Source organism: Streptomyces sp. NBC_01261 (assembly GCF_036226385.1).
GTDB lineage: Bacteria > Actinomycetota > Actinomycetes > Streptomycetales > Streptomycetaceae > Streptomyces.
On record NZ_CP108463.1, the window covers coordinates 1445330 to 1466005 of the forward strand.

Genomic DNA, 20676 nt, shown 5'->3' on the forward strand with positions numbered 1-20676 from the left:
CGACGACGACGCACAGGTGCACATGAGGTCAGACAAGCGGGACCCCACAGGCCCGAACGACCCACGAAGTGGGCTCGGCTCGGGAAACGCGCGCACCGAACGCATGGTGCGGACGCTGCTGCGCCGGCGCAAGAAGACCCTGAGCCCGGACGACGTGAAGGTGGCCGACCGGCCGGCCGTACGACGGGCCGTGTCAGCCGCGGCGCTCGGCAACACCATGGAGTGGTTCGACTTCGGCGTCTACGCCTACGTCGCCTCGACCCTCGGCAAGGTCTTCTTCCCGGGCAGCTCACCGGGCGCCCAGGTCATCTCGACGTTCGCGACCTTCGCGGCGGCCTTCCTCGTCCGGCCGCTCGGCGGGCTCGTGTTCGGGCCCCTCGGCGACCGCGTGGGACGCCAGAAGGTCCTCGCCGTCACCATGATCATGATGGCGATCAGTACGTTCGCGGTGGGATTCCTGCCGGGCTACAAGACGATCGGCCTGGCCGCGCCGGTCCTGCTGCTGCTCTGCCGGCTGGTGCAGGGCTTCTCGACCGGCGGCGAGTACGCCGGGGCCACCACCTACATCGCCGAGTACTCCCCCGACCGGATGCGCGGCTTCCTCGGCAGCTGGCTCGACTTCGGCACGTTCGTCGGCTACTCCCTCGGCTCCGGCCTGGTCACCGTCCTGACCGCCGCCCTGTCCGAGGACCAGATGGTCGACTGGGGCTGGCGGATCCCGTTCTACGTCGCCGGTCCGCTGGGGATCATCGGCCTCTACATGCGGCTCAGGCTGGAAGAGACGCCCGCGTTCCAGGAGGTCGAGGAGAAGCGCGGGGAGGAGGCCCGGATGTCCGGGAAGGGCCGCCTCAAGGAAGTGTTCACCGACCACTGGCAGGCCCTGCTCGTGTGCGTCGGTCTCGTCCTGCTCTACAACGTCACCAACTACATGGTCACGTCGTACCTGCCGACCTACATGAGTTCCACCCTCGGCGAGTCCGAACTCACCGCCCAGCTCCTGGTGTTGGGCACCATGGTGCTCGTCGCCCTCACCATCACCGTCGTCGGCCGCTCCTCGGACCGGTACGGCAGGCGCCCGCTGTTCCTGTGGGGCGGCGGCGCCATGGTGGTCTTCTCGATCCCGGTCTTCCAGCTCATCCGCCAGGGCGGCATCGTGCTCCCCGCCATCGGCTGCGTGATCCTCGGCCTGTTCCTGGTCTGCTTCGCGGGCACGAGCGCCGCGACCCTCCCCGCGCTCTTCCCGACCCATCTGCGCTACGGCGGCCTGTCCCTGGCGTACAACTTCTCCGTCTCCCTGTTCGGCGGCACGACCCCGCTGATCGCCTCCGCACTGGTCGACGTGACCGGCAACGAACTCGTCCCGGCCTACTACCTCATGGTCGCGGGCGCGATCGGGGTGATCGCCGCCCTGTTCCTGCGCGAGACGGCGCGCAAGCCGCTGCGCGGGTCCTCGGCGATGGCCGCGTCCGAGCAGGAGGCGCGCGAGATGGTCGCGCACAGCCGCACCCGTGCGGGCCGCCGGGCCCGCGACACCTGGCTGCGGCTGCGCCAGGGGCATCTGCCGCACCGCTCCCGCCGGGACGAGTGACACCGGCATGCTCGGGTGTGATCCAGTCCAGTTCCGTCGAAGTGGCCCGATACCCCGCGCGTGACCTCGGCCTACGCTGCCGCCCATGCACCGCACTCTCGCCGACGACCTCTCCCGGCTCCCCGCGCTCCTCCAGTCCGCCCGCGACATCGCCGCCCGTGAGCTGGACGGGATGGCCGAGCGGCCGGTCGTCCGGCGGGACAAGGCGCCGGGCCGGGAGCCGCTGCCGGTCGAGGGGGCCGGTGGCGAGGCGGCTCTCGCGCGGTTCGCCGAGCGGTGGGCGCCCGGACTGTCGGGGTCGGCGGGCCCGCGTTACCTCGGCTTCGTGACCGGCGGCGCGACACCCGCGTCGGTCGCCGGGGACTGGCTGACCAGCGCGTACGACCAGAACGTGTCCGGGGCGGCCGGTTCCTGGGCGGCGGCGCTTGAACGGGAGACGGTCGGCTGGCTGCGTGAGCTCTTCGGGCTCGGAGAAGCGCACTCGGGGGCCTTCGTCACCGGCGCGACCATGTCCAACACGGTCGGGCTGGCCGTCGCCCGCGAGTGGCTCGGCGAACGCCTGGGCGTGGACGTGTCCCAGGACGGCGCCGCCGCGCTCGGCCCGGTCGACGTCCTCTCCGGCAGCCCGCACTCCAGCGTCGGCAAGGCACTCTCCGTGCTGGGCATCGGCCGCGACCGCATGCACTACGTGCCCGTGCTCGCCGGGAACCGCGAGGCCGTCGACGTGGCCCGACTGGACGCCGCTCTGGGCGAGTTGAAGGGCCGCCCGGCGATCGTCGTCGCGAACGCCGGGACGGTGAACACCGTCGACTTCGACGACCTGCGGGCGATCGCCGCTCTCAAGGAACGGCATGCCTTCTGGCTGCACGTGGACGCCGCGTTCGGCGGCTTCGCCGCGCTCTCCCCCGCGTACGCCCACCTCGTCGACGGCCTCGACGCGGCCGACTCGGTCTGCGTCGACCTGCACAAGTGGCTCAACGTGCCCTACGACGCGGCCGTCCAGTTCACCCGCCGCCGCGACCTCCAGACCAGGGTGTTCCACAACGCGTCCCCGTACCTCGGCCCGCCGACCGGCGACCCGGACTTCCTCCACCTCACCCCCGAGAACTCCCGCCGGCTGCGTGCCCTCCCCGCCTGGTTCTCCCTCATGGCCTACGGCCGCGCCGGGCACCGCGAGATCGTCGAGCGCAACGTCGGCCTCGCCCACCGGCTCGGCGAGGGCATCGCGACGCTCCCCGGCCTGCGGCTGTCGGCACCGGTCCGGCTGAACGTCGTCTGCTTCACCCTGGCCGAGAACCCCACCCAGGAGCGGGTGTCCGCCGTCGCGGAGGCCGTCGCCGCCACCGGCGAGGCGTTCCTGACGCCGACGGTCTACGACGGGACCCCCGCGCTGCGTGCCGCGTTCAGCAACTGGCGTACGTCCGAGGCCGACACGGACCGGGTGCTGGCCGCTCTCGCCTCACTCCCACTTGGCCCTGCGCTCTGAAAGGGCCCGCAGGAAACCGGAGTTGACCGCGGTGAGCCCTCCGTCGACCGCGAGCGTGGTGCCGGTGATCCAGGAGGCGTCCCGCGAGGCGAGGAACGCGACGGCCGCGGCGATGTCCTCGGGCTCGCCGACCCGGCCGAGCGGATACAGGCCGCTCACCGCGTCCAGTTCGGCGTCCCGGCCCTCCCAGGCCGAGGTCCGCACCGTGCCCGGCATCACCAGATTGACCCGCACGCCGCGCCGCCCGGCGTGCCCGGCGAGGGTGCGGGTCAGCGAGGTGAGTCCGGCCTTGGCCGCGCTGTAGGCGTGGTTCCCGAAGTCCTGACTGCCGTTCACGGAACCGATGTTGACGATCGCCCCGCGTCCCGAGGCGACCAGGTGCGGGAGAGCGGCGCGGCAGCAGCGGTACGTCCCCGTCAGCGTGATGTCGAGGTCACTCGCCCACTCGTCGTCGGGTTCGTCCTCGAAGAGCGGGCGGTCGGGCGTGCAGTGCGCGGCGCTGTTGACCAGGACGTCGAGCGCCCCGAAGGACTCGACGGCCCGGGCGACGGCCCGCGCCACCGCCTCCCGGTCCCCCACATCGCACCCGAACGCCTCGGTCGCCAGGCCGAGTTCACGCAGCGCCGCCGCCGTCCTCTCCGCCTCGGGCAGATCGACGTCGGTCACCAGAACCCGCGCCCCCTCCTCCGCGAGCCGCCGGGAGATGGCCGCTCCGATGCCGCGTGCCGCACCGGTGACGAGAACTCCGTACCCCTCGAAGCGCGTTGTGTCAGTCATGGTCCCGAACGTACTGCCGGAACGATCAACTCGGCAGATAGCGTGCGGACATGCACGCGTTCCTACAGCAACTGCCGGCGCTCATCGGCGTCGTGGTCGGCGCCCTCGGCTCGTACGTGGCGATCGTGCGGGGCGATCAGGCGAGGTTCCGCCGTGAACGGGCGGCCCGTTGGGAGGAGCGGCGGCTGGAGGTGTACGCCGAGTACGCCCGGACGCTGAAGAAATCCGTGACCCTGACCTACCGGGTCGCGTCCCATCTCGACAACGACCCGCACCCTCATCCGCTGAGCCTGACGGAGGCGGAACCCCTGCTGGCCGAGGCGACCGTGGGCCGCGATCCCTCCGGTGAGGCGCTGATCCTGCTGGGAAGTCCGGAGGTGGTGGAGAAGGCCCGGGCGTGGGTCAGCGCGGTGATGGAGATGGAGCGGTTCATGCGCGCGGAGACCCACGACCCGGATGCCTGGCGGCAGTTGATGGACCATCAGCGCGCCGGCCGCGAGGGCTACTACGCGGCCGTACGCGAAGACCTGGCGCTCCCGCCCGGCCACTCGGGCCGCTGGCTGACGACCCAGGCGTGACCTGGTCCCTCACCGGTACCCGGTCACGTCCGCGGGTTTCCCCGCGTCCTGCACCTCCACCAGGTACCGCCACGCGTCCGGGCGGCTGCCGTCGAGGTCCGTGAAGCCGTACACCGGGGCGAGTCCTCCGCTGGACAGCGACTGCCCGTTCCAGCGGGCCACTTCGGGGTCGGCGGCGAGGGCGGCGACGGCGCGGCCGACGTAGCGCGGGGTCTCCGAGATGGCGAAGTGGGGGACGCGTTCCAGGGCGTCACGCCAGTTGTCCTCACCCACGCCGAACTGGCCGAGCATGATCTCCGAGCGCAGCCAGCCGGGGGTGAGTGCCACGGCGGTGGCGCCGCGCGGGCCGAGTTCGTGGCCGAGGGCGAAGGCCATGCGCAGGACGGACGACTTGGCGAGGTCGTAGAAGAAGGAGACCCGGTAGGTGTCGCGGTTGTACTCGGCGGTCCCGTCGGTCATCTCGACGACCAGGCCGCCGGGCCGGCGCAGCAGCAGGGGCAGCGCGTGGTGGCTGGTGATCGCGTGCGTCTCGACCGCCAGCCGGAGGAGCCGTAGTCCCTTGTCGAGGTCGTGTTCCCAGACGGGGGTGTCCCAGGCGAAGAGGTGCTCGCCGCCCCAGATGTCGTTGACGAGGAGATCGAGGCGCCCCTGTTCGTCGTCGATCCGGTCGACGAGGGCCCGTACGGCCGAGGGCTCCAGGTGGTCGGTGGGTACGGCGATGCCCCGGCCACCGGCCGCGGTGACGAGGTCGGCGGTGTCCTCGACGGTCTCGGGCCGGTCGTACTCGGAGCGCCGCGCGCGGGTGCTGCGACCGCTCACGTAGACGGTGGCGCCGGCCGCGCCCAGTTCCACGGCGATCCCGCGTCCCGCGCCGCGCGTCGCCCCCGCGACCAGCGCGACCTTGCCTTCCAGTGGACCCGGCATGTCCGACCTCCCGTGCTCGTTCGACTCGCTGTCATGTCGATCGTGCAGGAGAAGCCGGACATCTTCTGTCGGGTTTTAGCGGGTGCCTCTCAGTGCCCCCGCGCGATCCACTCCTCCAGGTGCGCGGCCTCCGCCCCGACGGTGGTCGAGTCGCCGTGTCCCGTGAGCACCTTCGTCTCGGCCGGGAGGGTCAGCAGCCGGTCGCGGATGGAGTCGATGATCGTCGGGAAGTGGGAGTACGACCGTCCCGTGGCGCCCGGTCCGCCGTGGAAGAGGGTGTCGCCGGTGAAGACCACGCCGAGCGCGGGGTCGTAGAGGCACACCGCGCCCGGGGCATGCCCCGGCGTGTGCAGCACCTTCAGGTCGGCGCCCGCGGCCTCGATCACCTGGCCGTCGGCGAGATGGGCGTCGGGGTCGCGGTCGGGGTGGGTCTGCTTCCACAGGGGCAGGTCGTCGGGGTGCAGCCAGATCGTGGCGCCGGTGCGGTCGGCGAGTTCGGGGGCGGCGTCGATGTGGTCGTTGTGGGCGTGCGTGCAGATGATGGCGGTCAGCCTGCGGTCGCCGATCGCGGCGAGGATGGCGTCGGCGTCATGGGCGGCGTCGATGACGACGACCTCGGTGTCGTCGCCCACGATCCACACGTTGTTGTCGACGTCCCAGGTACCGCCGTCGAGGCTGAACTGCCCCGAGGTGACGAGGTGTTCGATACGGGCGCCCATCACAGCTCCACCACCGAACGCAGCACGTCGCCGCCGTGCATCCGCTCGAACGCCTTCTCCACCTCGTCGAGTTGGATCGTCTCGGTGACGAACGCGGCCAGGTCCAGGCGCCCTTGCTGATGCAGGTCGATGAGCATCGGGAAGTCGCGGGAGGGCAGGCAGTCGCCGTACCACGACGACTTGAGCGAACCACCGCGTCCGAAGACGTCCAGCAACGGGAGTTCGAGCTTCATCTCCGGGGTCGGGACACCGACGAGGACGACCGTGCCCGCCAAGTCGCGGGCGTAGAAGGCCTGTTTGTACGTCTCCGGGCGGCCGACCGCCTCGATGACGACATCGGCACCGAAGCCACCGGTCAGCTCGCGGATCGCCTCGACCGGGTCGTTGGCCTTGGAGTTGACCGTGTGCGTGGCCCCCATGGAGCGGGCCTTCTCCAGCTTGCGGTCGTCGATGTCCACGGCGATGATCCGCGCCGCACCCGCGAGCCGGGACCCGGCGATCGCCGCGTCGCCGACGCCACCACACCCGATGACCGCGACCGTGTCACCGCGCCCGACGTTGCCGGTGTTGATGGCGGCGCCGATGCCGGCCATCACGCCACAGCCCAGCAGCCCGGCGACCGCGGGAGAGACGGCCGGATCGACCTTGGTGCACTGTCCGGCGGCGACCAGGGTCTTGTCGGCGAAGGCGCCGATGCCCAGGGCCGGGGAGAGTTCCTGGCCGGTCGAGGCGAGGGTCATCTTCTGCTTGGCGTTGTGGGTGTTGAAGCAGTACCAGGGGCGGCCACGCAGACAGGCCCGGCAGTTCCCGCACACGGCACGCCAGTTGAGGATCACGAAGTCGCCGGGGGCGACGTCGGTGACGCCTTCGCCGACCGACTCGACGATGCCGGAGGCCTCGTGACCGAGCAGGAAGGGGTAGTCGTCGCTGATGCCGCCCTGTTTGTAGTGCAGGTCGGTGTGACAGACCCCGCAGGCCTGTACCTTCACCACGGCCTCGCCGGGTCCGGGATCGGGCACGACGATCGTCTCGATCCGGACCGGCTCGTTCTTGCCCGGTGCGATCACGCCGCGTACTTCCTGCGCCATGGTCCTGAACCCTTTCGTCGCCGTTGTCCCTGCCCTCCGACCCTACGCGTGACTGATCGGTAAGGGCGCGACGGCGTCCTCCTGCGGAGTGGCCGCTCGCACCGGGATCCCGGTGCCGGGAACCGGCCGGACGTCCAAGTCACGGAAGCGGCAGGCGTGTTGCCGGGGTGGCGTAGGCTCGCGGCATGGCACATGGCGCACTGGTTCTGGCCGGCGGAGGTCTCGCGGGGATCGCGTGGGAGACGGGGGTGCTGCTCGGCATCCAGGATGTCGAGCCGGAGGCGGCAGCTCGTGTCATCGGGGCGCCGACGACCTTGATCGGCACGTCGGCCGGATCGACCGTGGCCGCTCACCTCTCCACGGGTGCACCGCTCGAAGCTCTCTTCGAGCGGCAACTCCACGAGACGCCGACCGAGGTGTATGTCGAAGCCGACTTCGACGCCTTCATGGCGAGCATGGCCGCGGCCCACAGCGAGGCGACCTCGCCGGACGACGCACGCCGCCGGATCGGCGCGATCGCCAAGGACACCAGGACAGTTGACCGTGCGGTCCGCCGCGGCACGATCGAGGCTCGGCTCTCCGGCATGACGTGGAGCGACCGCGATCTCCGCATCACCGCGGTGGATGCGGACACCGGGGTCCCGGTCGTGTTCGACCGGACGTCGGGGATCTCGCTCGTCGACGCCGTCGAGGCGAGTTCGGCCGTTCCGGGCGTCTGGCCCGTCGTTCCGCTGGCAGGACACCGCTACATCGACGGAGGGGTGCGCACGATGGCGAACGCGGACCTCGCAGTCGGCTTCGACCCCGTTCTGGTGCTCCTCCCGCAGCCGGAGCGCACGGCAACGGAATATTCGATCGACCCCGCGGAACTCGCCACGCTCGCGCCGTCACGCGTGCACGTGGTGTACGCGGATGCCGCCGCGGTCGCCGCGTTCGGCACCAACCCGCTTGATCCGGGCGTGCGCGGGCCGTCCGCCCTTGCCGGTCGCGACCTCGGACGAGAGATCGCGTCGCAGGTCGCCGCGTTCTGGACAGGCCACGACCGGCCGACACCGCGGGCGGCGACCGACGTAGCCTGAATGCTCCGACCGACTCCCGAGGAGCGCCGTGAGCATCGCAGGGACTCAGAGCGGTCCGCCGGCCTGGCGGTTGCTCCTCGACTACGTACGGCCGCACCGCTGGGCCCTGTTGGCGGGCGCGCTGCTCTCGTTGGTCACCGGGGGCACCGGGCTGCTGTTGCCGCTGGTGGCGCGGGGGCTCATCGACGACCTGTCGCACGACCGGACGATCACCGGGGCGCTGCTCGCGATGTCGGCGCTGGTGGTCGCCAACGCGGCGTTGGGCGCGCTGGGTTCATACGTTCTGCGGCGTACAGCCGAGTCGGTGGTGCTCGGTGCGCGGCGCGCGCTGTCGTCGTATCTGCTGCGGTTGCGGATCGAGGCCGTGGACCGCAGCGAGCCCGGCGACCTGATGGCCCGCATCACCTCGGACACGACGCTGCTGCGCGAGGTCACCACGGACTCGCTCGTCGGACTCGGCACCGGCGGGCTCACGCTCGTCGCAACTGTCGTCATGATGGGCATCGTTGACCCGGTACTGCTGGGCGTCACCCTGGCCGTGATCGCGGGCGCGGGCACCGTGCTCACCCTGATCCTGCCGCGCATCAACCGCGCCAGCCGGCAGGCGCAGGACGCGGTCGGCGTGATGGGCGCCTCGCTGGAGCGGATCCTCGGCGCGCTGCGCACGGTGAAGGCGTCCGGCGCCGAGGAGCGCGAGGAACGCACCCTGCACGCGGCGGCCGAGGAGTCGTGGCGGCAGAGCGTGCGGGCCGCCAAGTGGAGCGCCGCCGCCGGCAATACGGCCGCGCTGTCGATGCAGGTCGCCTTCATCACGGTCCTCGCGGTGGGCGGGGCGCGGGTGGCGACGGGTGCGATCGACATCGGCACGCTGGTCGCCTTCCTCCTCTACGTCTTCTACCTCATGCAGCCGATCCAGCAGGTCGTCGGTGCGATCACGCAGTACCAGACGGGCACCGCGGCCCTCTCCCGCATCCAGGAGGCGCTCCACCTCCCCGCCGAACCCCCGTCCCTGCCCGCCCAGTTGCCCTCCCCCGGCGCCGAACCAGCGGCCCTGGCCTTCGACGACGTCCGCTTCCGCTACGCCGACGACCTCCCCTACGTCCACCACGGCGTGACCTTCGGGATACCGGCCCAGGGCATGACGGCGTTCGTCGGCCCATCCGGCGCGGGCAAGACCACGGTGTTCTCCCTCATCGAGCGCTTCTACGACCCCGAGTCCGGCGCCATCACCCTCGACGGCCGGGACCTCGCGGAGTGGGAACTGTCCCAACTCCGGTCCGCCATCGGGTATGTGGAGCAGGACGCCCCGGTCCTGTCGGGCTCCTTGCGCGACAATCTGGTGCTCGGCAACCCTGACGCGGACGACGACGCCGTCATCCGCGTCCTGAAGACGACCCGGCTCGACGGCCTGGTCGCCCGCCTCCCGAAGGGCACCGACACCCTGGTCGGCCACCGCGGCACCCGCCTCTCGGGCGGCGAACGCCAGCGCGTAGCCATCGCCCGCGCGCTGCTGCGCCACCCCCGCCTGCTCCTCCTCGACGAGGCGACCTCGCAGCTCGACGCGGTGAACGAGGCGGCCCTGCGCGACACCGTCGCCGATGTGGCCCGTACGACGACGGTCCTGGTCGTGGCGCACCGGCTGTCCACGGTGACGATGGCCGACCGGATCGTCGTCATGGACGCGGGCCGCGTCCGCGCGGTGGGCACGCACCGGGAACTGGTGACCGCCGATCCGCTCTACGCGGAACTGGCGGCGACACAGTTCCTGGCGACGGCGGGCTGACCTCGCGGAACGGCTGAGGGCCGCCCGTTTCCGGACGGCCCTCACGGTCTGCGTGCTCCGCGGGATCAGTACTGCGGGCTCACGGCTCGATGCTGGGGAGGAGTCCCGTCACCGGCGCGGCCATGTCGGTGACCTGGTGCAGCTGCTGGAGGTCGTTCAGGTGGTTCATGCCCTGAAGCTGACTGGCGACCTTCGGGATCTCCGCCTGGTGCTCGGCGGGGATCTCACTCACCGCGAGCGAGTCCAGCAGGGCGACCGGGCTGACCTTGCCGTCCTTGAAGGCGGGCGCGTCGGCGGCGTTCGCCATCGGCGCGACGAGGCCGGTGACCCCGACGGCAAGACCAACGGCGGCGGCGATACGTCGTGTTGAGATCATGCCCTCAGCAACGCGGCCGGTCCCCACGCGGTCACGGGTACCGGGCACCGCTCACCCGTGAGGCGGAGCGCGCCGCCCGGTTTGCCGACCCCGGCGCGGCGGAGGAGTCTCGTAGGAGAGGCCCGCCGCGGCTCGCTCCCGTTCGGGCCGCGGCCCTCCGAGGAGGTCACCATGGGCACCGCGGCACGCCCCGGCTTCGACACCGAAGCCCTGCGCCGGGGCATCGAGGACCACACGGCGGCGACACTGCTGTCGCTCTACGCGGACGACGCCGAGATCCACGTCGTCGACCACCAGACCCAGCCCAGTCACCCCAAGGTCCTGCACGGCCGGGACGAGATCGGCGCGATGCTCGCCGACGTCTACAGCCGCGACATGACCCACAAGCTGGAGGAGTGCGTCGTACAAGGGGACCGGGTCGCCTACAGCGAGTCCTGCCGGTACCCGGACGGGGCCCGCGTCCTCGCCGAGTCGATGCTCCTGCTGCAGGACGGCAAGATCACCCGACAGACCATGATCCAGGCATGGGACGGCTAGCGCGGATGGTGCCGAGAGTCCGGATCAACACCAGTCTGACCTGGACCTTCTCGGCGACCACGGCACCCGCCCGCTCCGCCGCGACGCGACGCCGAGCACCGGTTTCCGCAGCGGGCCTGCGAGCGTCCGCCGCTCTGCTGGGGTCGGTGCTGCGAGCGGCACGATCCCGACCGCTTCCGCCACCACCTGCTGGTCGGACCCACCGCGTCCGGCGTCGGTGAGCGGGCCCTGACGGCCGTGGACCTGTCGGTTAGGCTGTTCGTGGGTCGTGACTGGCGCTGAGGTGGAGCACCACCGTGGAGCGGCCCACGCGGAGTCGATGCCGTGCGCCTGGGCGATTGGTCAACCAGCTCAGGAGTGGATCATGTCTCAGGCACGGCTCATGGACGGCACCGCGCTCGCCCGGCGCATCGTCGAGGACACCGCGAAGAAGGCCGCCGACCTCACCGCGCGCACCGGTACGGCGCCCTGTCTGGCGACGGTCCTGGTCGGCGCGGACCCGGCCTCCGTCACCTACGTCCGGATGAAGCAGAACCGCAGCCGCAAGGCCGGCATCGAGTCCCGGCACGTGGAACTCCCCGCCACCACGACCACCGCCGACCTGGTCGCCACCCTCGACGCGCTCTCCACCGACCCCGCCGTACACGGCATCCTGCTCCAGCACCCGATGGGTGAACACATCGACGAGCGGGCCGCGTTCGAGGCGATCGCGGCGGAGAAGGACGTGGACGGCGTGACCTTCGCGTCGTTCGCGACGATGAGCTTCGGCCTGCCGGGCTTCGTGTCCTGCACGCCCGGCGGCATCATCCGGCTGCTCGACGAGTACGACGTCGACCCGTCCGGCAAGCGGGCCGTCGTGGTCGGCCGCAGCGCGATCCTCGGCAAGCCGGCCGGCATGCTGCTCCTGGCCCGCGACGCGACGGTCACCTACTGCCACTCCCGTACCCGGGACCTGTCCGCGGTGGTCCGCGAGGCGGACATCGTGGTCGCCGCCGTGGGCCGCCCCCGGCTGATCCGCGGCGAGGACATCAAGCCCGGCGCGGTCGTCGTCGACGCCGGCTACAACGCGGGCAACGTCGGCGACGTGGACTTCGAATCCGCCGCCGAACGCGCCTCGTTGATCACGCCGGTGCCGGGCGGCGTCGGCCCGATGACGATCGCCACGCTCCTGGAGCAGACGGTGACCGCCGCGGCCCGGCAGCTCGGGGTGTGATCAACGCGTCCACGCGCTGTAGTCCATGACGTCCCCGGCCTTGACGCCGTACTCGGGCTGGTCCTTCGTGAAGGTGCTCTCCATCCCGAGGACGGCGCCGGTGGCCGGGTCCATGATCAGCATCAGGCGGGTGGCGGACCGCTGATAGACGTACGCCTGCCCGTGCCGCCCGAGGCGGTCGGTCACCTCCCCCACCGGCCGCAGCCCGTCCGCCCCCGCGAGCAGCCGCGCCAACCCGGCCGACTCACGCGCCCCGAGCGTCCAGTGGTCCAGCAACTCCCCCACGGCCGACAGAAGTTCGGGGGTGGTCAACGGCGTCTTGCTGTACGCCGTCTCCTGGAGGTACGCCCGCAGTCCGGCCATGTCGTGCGGGGGCCGGGCATCGGGCGGGACATCGCTCCAACTCGGCGGAAACGTCGTCTCCTTGAGGACATGCCCGTCCTCGACGACACGTTCCGTGTGACTGGCGTCCGCGTTCCAGCGCACGATGCGTTCCTCGGGGATGGTGACCGGCGGCTTGTCGTCGGACATGCCGAGACTCCACGACTGCACGTGAGTTCCCCTGCGCAGAGCGGGAGTTCCGTCGGCCGCGACCGCCGCGGCGAGGGCGGCGAGCTGCTTCAGGGACACGGGCGTGGAGTGCGCCTGCACGACCAGAGCACGGGGAGCCGCCACCGCCGGGGTACTGCTCGGCCCGCCCAGCACCAGAGTGAGCACGGTCGCGGCTACGGCAGCGGTGGCCGCAAGGCTCCACAGCAGTCGGCGACGCCGTGAACGCCGGTCATGCAGCAGCCCGTTGAGCCGACGCTCGGCGTGATGATCGAGCGGCCCGTCGCCGTAGGGGGACCCGTCGCTCGTGAACGGGTTGGCGCTGCGCAGGAGTTCGAGTTCATCAGCCATGGCGATGTTCCTTCAGGGTGACTGTGGCGCCCTCAAGGGACGCGGGGAACTGCGCGACCAGCCACGACGGCGCCGCGGAACACGTGTTCATCGCCCCGCCCCTCCAAGCACCGCGAGCCGATCGATCTCCGCTCTCAACCTCCGCCGCGCCCGATGCAACCGCATGGCCGCAGCACGCGTCCCGCACCCGAGAACGACGGCGACCTCCTCCACACCCAGTTCCTCCCACGCCGTCAACCGCAGCACCTCCCGATCAGCCGGAGACAACCGCGCCAACGCCTCGTGCACCCAGCCGCCGGGCGCGTCCGCACCGGGCCCGGCCACGACCTGCCGCCCATGCGCGCTCTCGTCGTTGCCCAGCCGGTCGACGAGCCGACGCCGCCGCCCGTACCCGCGCACCGCGTTGGCCAGGCAGTTACGGGCCACGCCGTACAGCCAGGGCAACGGGGTCGGCGGCAGATCCGCACGGCGGCGCCAGGCGACGGTGAAGACCTCCGCCACCACTTCCTCGACCTCGCTGCTCCGCCCGTCCAGTCGCCGCGCGACATAGCGGCTGACCGCCCAGTAGTGCTCGCGATAGGCAGCGGCGAAGTTCTCGTCGTTGCTCATGTTCCGTTCGTGTCCGGCACCGGGGCGATCGTCACACCCGATTTCGTGATTCTCCTCGCGTCCGTCGAGTGTGACGTGCGGGCGGCGCGTGGACACAGGCGGGGCGTGAGAGACCTCAAGAGCATCAAGTGGCTGACGACCACGGACCACAAGACGATCGGCACGCTGTACCTGGTCACGGCGTTCGGGTTCTTCTGCATCGGCGGCGTGATGGCGCTCCTCATGCGCGCCGAACTCGCCAGACCCGGCCTGCAGATCCTGTCGAACGAGCAGTTCAACCAGGCGTTCACGATGCACGGCACGATCATGCTGCTGATGTTCGCGACGCCCCTGTTCGCCGGTTTCACGAACTGGATCATGCCGCTGCAGATCGGCGCGCCCGACGTGGCGTTCCCGCGGCTGAACATGTTCGCCTACTGGCTCTACCTGTTCGGCTCGACGATCGCGGTGGGTGGCTTCCTCACCCCGCAGGGCGCGGCGGACTTCGGCTGGTTCGCGTACAGCCCGTTGTCGGACGCGGTCCGTTCGCCGGGTATCGGCGCCGACATGTGGATCATGGGTCTGGCCTTCTCCGGCTTCGGCACGATCCTCGGTGCGGTCAACTTCATCACCACGATCATCTGCATGCGCGCACCGGGCATGACGATGTTCCGCATGCCGATCTTCGTGTGGAACGTGCTGCTGACCGCGGTACTCGTTCTGCTGGCCTTCCCGGTTCTCGCCGCCGCGCTCTTCGCGCTGGAGGCGGATCGGAAATTCGGGGCACACGTCTTCGACGCCGCCAACGGCGGGGCGTTGCTGTGGCAGCACCTCTTCTGGTTCTTCGGGCATCCAGAGGTGTACATCATCGCGCTGCCGTTCTTCGGCATCATCTCCGAGGTCATCCCGGTCTTCTCCCGCAAGCCGATGTTCGGCTACATGGGACTGGTCGCCGCGACGATCTCCATCGCCGGTCTGTCCGTGACGGTGTGGGCCCACCACATGTACGTCACCGGCGGAGTACTGCTCCCGTTCTTCTCCTTCATGACGTTCCTCATCGCCGTACCGACCGGCGTGAAGTTCTTCAACTGGATCGGAACCATGTGGAAGGGCTCCCTGAGTTTCGAGACCCCGATGCTCTGGGCCACCGGCTTCCTCATCACCTTCGTGTTCGGCGGCCTGACCGGCGTCATGCTCGCCGCCCCGCCCATCGACTTCTCGACCTCCGACTCGTACTTCGTCGTCGCCCACTTCCACTACGTGGTCTTCGGCACCGTCGTGTTCGCGATGTTCTCCGGCTTCCACTTCTGGTGGCCGAAGATGACCGGCAGGATGCTCGACGAGCGCCTCGGCAAGATCACCTTCTGGACGCTGTTCATCGGCTTCCACGGCACCTTCCTGGTCCAGCACTGGCTGGGCGTGAACGGGATGCAGCGCCGGATCCCCGACTATCTGGCGGTGGAGGGCCTGACGACACTCAACACGGTGTCGACGATCTCCTCGTTCCTGCTGGGCCTGTCACTGCTGCCGTTCTTCTACAACGTCTGGAAGACGGCCAAGTACGGCAAGAAGGTCGAGGTCGACGACCCGTGGGGCTACGGCCGTTCACTGGAGTGGGCGACGTCCTGCCCGCCGCCGCGGCACAACTTCGTCTCGCTCCCCCGCATCCGCAGCGAGTCCCCGGCGTTCGACCTCCACCACGCCGACATCCCCGCCCTGGAACGGGAGTTGACGGCCCGGTGACCGCCATGGACGAACACCCCGTGGACACCGGGGCCTTCCTCAACGACGTCGAGGGCCACCTGCTGATCGCCGCGGCCCGCGCGGAGGGCCGTACGGCCGCCGCGCGTTTCACGGCACGGCTCGACTGGCTCACCGACGGCCAACGGGACGAGGTGCGGCGGCAGTTCGAGGCGGAGTACCTGACCCTCACCCGGCTGTCGTGGCAGCGGACGGCCGAGCGGGGCCGTCAACTGCGCGACGAGTACGAGGAGACGTACCGGCGACTGCGCCAACGCGCCCTCGCCTGCTGCCTGTTGGCGTGCGCCCTGCTGGCGGCGACGGGTCTGGTCACCGTCGCGCTCGCCTAGGGACGCGGGTCCCGCCGGTCCTGACGACCGGCGGGACGAGGTGCCGAACAGGAGGCGGTACGGCTAGCTCAGCGTCCACTTCTGGTTGGTCGCCGTGCCGCAGGTGTACAGGATCAGCAGGGTGCCGTTCGCCGTGGCGGCGCCGGAGGCGTCCAGGCACAGGCCCGCGTTGACGTTGGTGAGGGTGCCGTCGGAGTTGGCGGTCCACTTCTGGTTGTTCTGGCCGTTGCAGTCCCAGATGACGACCTTCGTGCCGTTGGTGGTGCCGTTGTTGTAGGCGTCCAGGCACTTGTTGCCGTAGACCACGAGTTCCTTGCGGGAGGTGTACGTCCAGGCCTGGTTCTGGCCGCCGTTGCAGTCCCAGATCTCGGCCTGTGTGCCGTTGGTGATGGTGTTGTTGTAGACGTCGGCGCAGCGGCCGGACCCGGTGCCGACGACCAGGGTGCCGTTCGTGCCCGGGATCGGCTGGACGTTGACGGTACCCAGGGTCGGCAGTGAACTGCCCGTCAGGGTGAGGGAGTTGGCCGATCCCTTGGACAGGTTGGCCTGCACCGAGATCGTGCCGGCGCTGGAGCCGGTCGGCGGGAAGGAGACCGTCGTCGCGGTCTGGCCATTGACCGAGAGGGTGCCGGTGACGGCCGTGGAGCCGGTGTTGGTGTAGGTGACGTCGACGACGTTCAGGCCGGTGCTGGCCGCGCTGATGCCGGTGTACTTGCCGGTGGAGGTGGCGGTGTAGTTGGTGCCGGCCGCCTCGGTGCCGCCGCTGATCTTCAGGAACACGGAGCCGCCGGCCGGGACACTGGCCGTGTAACTCGTGCCGTAGGAACCGATGTTGGCGCGCGACCACAGGTCGCGGACGGTGGCGGACGCGGTGGTCAGGCCGAGGTCCGGCCAGCGGACGGTGATGTTCTGGGCGGAGGAGGTGCGGTTGAGGAGGGTGACCGCGCGGTTGCCGAGGCCCGACAGGACCTTGCCGTAGACCTGGAGTCCGGTGGTGTCCTCGGCGACCTTGACGCCCTGGAGGCCGCGCGCGTCCTGGTCGACCGCGACGACCTCGGGGTTGGTGAGGATGCCGGTGGTCTCGGTGGTGAGGGTGGTGAGGTCGTTGCCGGCGAGGAGGGGGGCGCCGGAGATCGCCCAGAGGGCCATGTGGGTGCGGTTCTGGGCGGCGGTGAGGCCGGACATGCCGACCATCAGCATGTCGGGGTCGTTGTAGTAGCCGGTGTGCTGGGCTGCCGGGTGCAGGCCCTGGTCGAAGTTGGACAGCATGTTCGTCGTCGACGGCGAGTTGCCGTAGTAGATGATGTCCGTGCTCGTCCGGTACATGGGGGCCAGGCCGGGGGCCCAGTTCCAGGGGTTCTGGTCGCCCCAGTCGCAGATCGAGAGGGTCAGCGCGCGGCCCGTGGTGGCGGTGGCCTTGGTGACCGAGGCGCTGATCGCCTTGTACGCCGTCGCCGCGTCGAGGCCCTCGGCGTCGCCGCCGCACCAGTCGACCTTCACGAAGTCGAAGCCCCACTGCGAGAACTGCAGCATGTCCTGGTCGTAGTGGCCCTCGCTGCCGGTGTTCGCGGCGGCGGGGCGGCCCGTCGGGTAGTAGTAGCCGCAGCCGTTCGCGCCCGCATCGGTGTAGATGCCGGCCTTGAGGCCCTTGCTGTGGATGTAGGCGGCGATGGCGCTCATTCCGCCGGGCCACTCGCTGGTGTCGACGGTGATGTTGCCCGCGCTGTCGCGGGTGCCCTGCCACCAGCCCTCGTCGATGTTGATGTACTTGTAGCCGGCCGCCGGGAGGCCCGCGGCGACGAACGCGTCGACCTGCGCCTTGATGACGCTGTAGTCGATCTTCGCGGCGAAGCTGTTCCAGGAGGCCCAGCCCATCGGGGCGGTGGGCACGGCGATCTGACGGGTCGTCGAGGCGACGGGGGCCGTTCGGAGGGGGGCCACGGGGGCGGGTCCGGTGACGAGAAGCAGGGTGACTGCCGCTGCGGCCATCGCCAAGGCGCGCAGGATGGGGGTGCGGAACATGCGGCTCCTTTGCCGATATTTCGAACCTGGATCGGGTCGCCGAACAAAGCGGCGCGCTGAAGGTAGAACCACCCGGGGTCGAAGTCAACGGCTGTGACACGAGGGGCAGTTGGAATCTCCCGGCGGGAATCCCCCACTCGTCTGCCACCGGACGCGATACTGACCGGCGTGCGCGTAGCGATCATGACAGCGGGATCCCGGGGCGACGTCGCCCCCTACACCGGCCTCGGGCACGCCCTGGCCCGCGCGGGCCACGAGGTCACCCTCGTCACCCATGCGGGTTTCGCGCCCCTGGTGGCGGGCTCGGGCGTCGGCTTCCATCCGCTTCCGGTGGATCCCCGGGCCGAGTTGGAGTCCTCGCGGGGGCGCGGGCTGCACCGCAGTGCCTCGGGCGGGGGCAAGTTGCTGCGGGTGGTCACGATGGCGCGGGCACTGGTCGGGCGGATGACCGACGACCTGCTGACGGCCGCCCGAACCAGTGAAGTGCTGTTGCTGTCCAGCTCATTGGGGCCGCTCGGGCATGCCGTCGCCGAGGGGCTGTCGCTGCCGAGCATGGGCGTGTACCTCCAACCCCTCGCGGCGACAAAGGAGTTCGCGCCGCCGGTGCTCGGCGGCGGCTCCTGGGGCGCGGTCGGCAACCGGGTCGCCGGACGCGGGGTGAACCGGGCGGTGGAGCACGTCTTCACCACCGCCGTACCGGACGTGCGCTCCCGACTGGGCCTGCCCCGCACCCGCCCCGGCGCCGCGCTCCGCTCCCGGGAACGCCAGAACTGGCCCGTCCACCACGGCTTCAGCCCCCTGGTCGTACCCCGCCCGGCCGACTGGCGCCCCGGACTGACGGTGGCGGGCTACTGGTGGCCGTACGACGGCGAAGCCCAACTCCCGCCGCGGCTGAGGGACTTCCTCGACTCCGGTCCGGCCCCCGTCTTCGTGGGACTGGGCAGTGCCACCGTGCCCGATCCGGAGCGGCTGAGCGCCGAGATCGTGCGCGCGCTGCGCCGGGCGGGGTTGCGCGGGGTGATCCAGCGCGGCTGGGGCGGTCTCGAAGCGGCCGGTGACGACGTCCTGACCGTCGGCGAGGTCCCGCACTCGGCGCTGTTCCCGAGGATGGCGGCCGTGGTCCACCACTGCGGCGCGGGCACGACGGCCGCCGGGCTGCGCGCCGGGGTACCGGCCGTACCGGTGCCGATCCAGTTCGACGAGGGCTTCTGGGCCGCGCGGCTGGTCACGCTGGGCGTGGCGCCCGCTGCCGTACCGCTGCGCGGCCTGACCGCCGACTCGCTGTCCGCCGCGCTCGTACGAGCCACGGGTGAGCCTGCCTTCGCCGAGCGCGCGCGGGTCCTCGGTTTCCAGGTGCGCGCCGAGGACGGCTTCGCGCCCGTGCTGGCCGCCCTGGACACCCTGGCCTAACGCTCCTGCCGCGCCACGGCCTCGGGGGTGACCGGTGTGAAGAAGTTGATCAGGTTGCCGTCGGGGTCCCGGAAGAGGAGGGAGCGGTTGCCCCAGGGCATCGTGGTCGGCTTCTGGACGAGCTCGCGGTCGAGGGGCGCCAGGCGCTCGTACTCGGCGTCGACGTCGGCCACGCGGAACTCGGTGATCACCGAGCGGTTGGCGGCGGGGCGCGCGGAGTCGGTGCCGAAAAGGGCCACGGTGCGGGTGCTCGCGATCGCCAACGTGCAGGCGGGCGTGACGAGTTCGGCGAAGTCGGGGGTCGACCACGTGGCCGTGACGCCGGTGACCTGTTCGTAGAACCCGACGAGACGGGCGACGTCGTCGGTGATGACACGGATCGAGACGAAGTTCATGAGGGTCTCCCTGCCAGAGGTCGGAGGCGGTTCCGGATGAACCGGCGTCCCTCACGCTAGGACCGATACCGGACACCTTCCGCCCGGTATTCGAGGCAGACTTCCGGAGTGACCACATCGACCGCCCGCGTGCTCGCCCTGCTGGAGATCCTCCAGGGCGGCGGCCTCCGCACCGTCCCCGACCTGGCCACCCGCCTCGGCGTCGACGAACGCACGGTCCGCCGCTACGTCGGCCACCTGCTGGAACTGGGCGTACCGGTCGACTCGGTGCGCGGTCGCTACGGCGGCTACCGGCTCGCCCCCGGCTATCGGATGCCGCCGCTGATGCTCACGGACGAGGAGGCCCTGGCCGTGGTGCTCGGGCTGCTGGCCGGCCGTAGGGCGGGGCTGGTCACCACGTCCGCGGCGGCGAGCGAGAGCGCGACGGCGAAACTGCTGCGGGTCCTGCCCGCCGCTCTGCGCCGACGACTCGACGCCCTGCTGGACACGGCCGACTTCACCGCGCGGCCCCGTACCGCGACCGCCCCGGAGACGGACGTACTGCTCGAACTCGCCGAGGCCGCGCTCCATCGGCGGCCGGTGGCGATCGGCTACACCGACCGCGAGGGCCGCGGCAGCGACCGTACCGTCCTGCCGTACGGCCTCGTGGCGCATGCCGGACGGTGGTACCTGACCGGCGCGGACCCTGCCGACGGCGAGGTCCGCACGTTCCGGCTGGACCGGATCACCTCGATGAGCGTGCGGTCCGGCTCGTTCGCCGTCCCGGATGACTTCGACCCGGCCGCCACGGTGCTGGACAGCCTCGCGCGCACGCCGTGGACCCATGATGTGTCGCTGCGGATCCGGGGCAGTGCGCGGCACATTCGCACGCGGCTCCCGGCCGAGATCGCGACTCTGTCCACGGTCCCGACCGACGATCCCGAGGCCGACGACGCCGGCGAATGGGTCCACGTCCGGATCCGGGCCGAGCGGCTGGAGTGGATCCCGCCCGTCCTCGCCGCCCTCGACCGCCCGTTCGTCATCGAGCGCCCCGCAGCTCTGCGCGATCTCGTCCGCGCGCTGGCCCGCCGACTGGACGAGCACGCCATGGACGGCGCGGGAGACCAGTAGGACCCCGCGCGTC

Annotated in this window: 20 protein-coding genes and 1 riboswitch; of the genes, 11 read left to right on the forward strand and 9 right to left on the reverse strand. The window is 70.9% G+C overall.

The features are described from left to right. The first annotated feature begins 103 nt into the window (after positions 1–103). Both proP and OG226_RS06345 read left to right on the forward strand, forming a co-directional pair. Complete coding sequence (gene proP / locus OG226_RS06340) at positions 104–1588, forward strand: glycine betaine/L-proline transporter ProP (protein ID WP_328686240.1); 1485 nt, start codon at positions 104–106, stop codon at positions 1586–1588. 85 nt (positions 1589–1673) lie between these two features. Further along, positions 1674–3074, forward strand: coding sequence for a pyridoxal phosphate-dependent decarboxylase family protein (locus OG226_RS06345; protein ID WP_329348252.1), 1401 nt, complete (start codon positions 1674–1676; stop codon positions 3072–3074). On the opposite strand, the gene OG226_RS06350 is transcribed toward OG226_RS06345, so the two are convergent. Continuing rightward, on the reverse strand, positions 3048–3851 hold the full coding sequence (locus OG226_RS06350; protein ID WP_329348253.1) for an SDR family NAD(P)-dependent oxidoreductase: 804 nt from the start codon (positions 3849–3851) through the stop codon (positions 3048–3050). The two genes, OG226_RS06345 and OG226_RS06350, sit on opposite strands and share 27 nt — an antisense overlap. A gap of 50 nt (positions 3852–3901) precedes the next feature. Here OG226_RS06350 and OG226_RS06355 point away from each other — a divergent pair, with 50 nt between their 5' ends. After that, positions 3902–4429, forward strand: coding sequence for a hypothetical protein (locus tag OG226_RS06355; protein WP_329348254.1), 528 nt, complete (start codon positions 3902–3904; stop codon positions 4427–4429). A 9-nt stretch (positions 4430–4438) separates the two neighbouring features. On the opposite strand, the gene OG226_RS06360 is transcribed toward OG226_RS06355, so the two are convergent. From OG226_RS06360 to OG226_RS06370, 3 genes are all read right to left on the reverse strand, one after another. Continuing rightward, complete coding sequence (locus OG226_RS06360; protein ID WP_328675730.1) at positions 4439–5353, reverse strand: SDR family oxidoreductase; 915 nt, start codon at positions 5351–5353, stop codon at positions 4439–4441. A gap of 89 nt (positions 5354–5442) precedes the next feature. Next, the gene (locus OG226_RS06365) at positions 5443–6072 is read right to left on the reverse strand and encodes an MBL fold metallo-hydrolase (protein ID WP_329348255.1); all 630 of its coding nucleotides are present in this window, start codon (positions 6070–6072) and stop codon (positions 5443–5445) included. After that, on the reverse strand, positions 6072–7160 hold the full coding sequence (locus tag OG226_RS06370; protein ID WP_328675732.1) for an S-(hydroxymethyl)mycothiol dehydrogenase: 1089 nt from the start codon (positions 7158–7160) through the stop codon (positions 6072–6074). The genes OG226_RS06365 and OG226_RS06370 overlap by 1 nt, the downstream gene beginning before the upstream one ends. A 185-nt stretch (positions 7161–7345) precedes the next feature. On the opposite strand from OG226_RS06370, the gene OG226_RS06375 reads away from it, so the two are divergent. Beyond that, the gene (locus OG226_RS06375) at positions 7346–8239 is read left to right on the forward strand and encodes a patatin-like phospholipase family protein (protein WP_328675733.1); all 894 of its coding nucleotides are present in this window, start codon (positions 7346–7348) and stop codon (positions 8237–8239) included. 28 nt (positions 8240–8267) lie between these two features. Then, positions 8268–10022, forward strand: a complete 1755-nt coding sequence (locus tag OG226_RS06380) for an ABC transporter ATP-binding protein (RefSeq protein ID WP_329348256.1) — start codon at positions 8268–8270, stop codon at positions 10020–10022. Positions 10023–10101: 79 nt separating this feature from the next. Here the strand turns inward: OG226_RS06380 and OG226_RS06385 are convergent, their stop codons facing one another. Continuing rightward, positions 10102–10398, reverse strand: a complete 297-nt coding sequence (locus OG226_RS06385) for a hypothetical protein (protein WP_328675735.1) — start codon at positions 10396–10398, stop codon at positions 10102–10104. A gap of 171 nt (positions 10399–10569) precedes the next feature. Here OG226_RS06385 and OG226_RS06390 point away from each other — a divergent pair, with 171 nt between their 5' ends. Together OG226_RS06390 and OG226_RS06395 are read left to right on the forward strand one after the other, a co-directional pair. Further along, on the forward strand, positions 10570–10935 hold the full coding sequence (locus tag OG226_RS06390; protein WP_328675736.1) for a nuclear transport factor 2 family protein: 366 nt from the start codon (positions 10570–10572) through the stop codon (positions 10933–10935). Between the two features lie 258 nt (positions 10936–11193). Further along, positions 11194–11278: riboswitch (ZMP/ZTP riboswitch) on the forward strand. A 21-nt stretch (positions 11279–11299) separates the two neighbouring features. Beyond that, positions 11300–12148 (forward strand): bifunctional 5,10-methylenetetrahydrofolate dehydrogenase/5,10-methenyltetrahydrofolate cyclohydrolase, encoded by an 849-nt coding sequence (locus tag OG226_RS06395; protein ID WP_329348257.1) that lies wholly within the window; start codon positions 11300–11302, stop codon positions 12146–12148. Here OG226_RS06395 and OG226_RS06400 read toward each other — a convergent pair whose 3' ends face one another. Together OG226_RS06400 and OG226_RS06405 are read right to left on the reverse strand one after the other, a co-directional pair. Further along, a complete protein-coding gene (locus tag OG226_RS06400; RefSeq protein ID WP_328675738.1) occupies positions 12149–13048 on the reverse strand; it encodes a CU044_5270 family protein in 900 nt (299 codons plus the stop codon). A gap of 87 nt (positions 13049–13135) precedes the next feature. Next, a complete protein-coding gene (locus OG226_RS06405; protein ID WP_328675739.1) occupies positions 13136–13657 on the reverse strand; it encodes an RNA polymerase sigma factor in 522 nt (173 codons plus the stop codon). A 105-nt stretch (positions 13658–13762) separates the two neighbouring features. Between OG226_RS06405 and ctaD the strand changes: the two genes are divergently transcribed. Beyond that, a complete protein-coding gene (gene ctaD, locus OG226_RS06410) occupies positions 13763–15379 on the forward strand; it encodes an aa3-type cytochrome oxidase subunit I (RefSeq protein ID WP_329348258.1) in 1617 nt (538 codons plus the stop codon). Next, entirely contained in the window at positions 15376–15726 is a 351-nt protein-coding gene (locus OG226_RS06415; RefSeq protein ID WP_443066870.1) for a hypothetical protein, read from the forward strand. Before ctaD ends, OG226_RS06415 begins: the two co-directional genes overlap by 4 nt. A 63-nt stretch (positions 15727–15789) precedes the next feature. On the opposite strand, the gene OG226_RS06420 is transcribed toward OG226_RS06415, so the two are convergent. Continuing rightward, positions 15790–17748: an RICIN domain-containing protein gene (locus OG226_RS06420; protein ID WP_329348260.1), complete on the reverse strand. Its 1959-nt coding sequence runs from the start codon at positions 17746–17748 to the stop codon at positions 15790–15792. Between the two features lie 183 nt (positions 17749–17931). Between OG226_RS06420 and OG226_RS06425 the strand changes: the two genes are divergently transcribed. After that, positions 17932–19158 carry a glycosyltransferase gene (locus OG226_RS06425; RefSeq protein ID WP_328675743.1) on the forward strand — a complete coding sequence of 409 codons (1227 nt, stop codon included), beginning with the start codon at positions 17932–17934 and terminating at the stop codon, positions 19156–19158. Here OG226_RS06425 and OG226_RS06430 read toward each other — a convergent pair. Further along, complete coding sequence (locus tag OG226_RS06430; protein WP_328675744.1) at positions 19155–19553, reverse strand: VOC family protein; 399 nt, start codon at positions 19551–19553, stop codon at positions 19155–19157. The genes OG226_RS06425 and OG226_RS06430 overlap by 4 nt on opposite strands. A gap of 108 nt (positions 19554–19661) precedes the next feature. On the opposite strand from OG226_RS06430, the gene OG226_RS06435 reads away from it, so the two are divergent. Continuing rightward, positions 19662–20663 (forward strand): helix-turn-helix transcriptional regulator, encoded by a 1002-nt coding sequence (locus OG226_RS06435; protein WP_328675745.1) that lies wholly within the window; start codon positions 19662–19664, stop codon positions 20661–20663. Positions 20664–20676 lie beyond the last annotated feature (13 nt).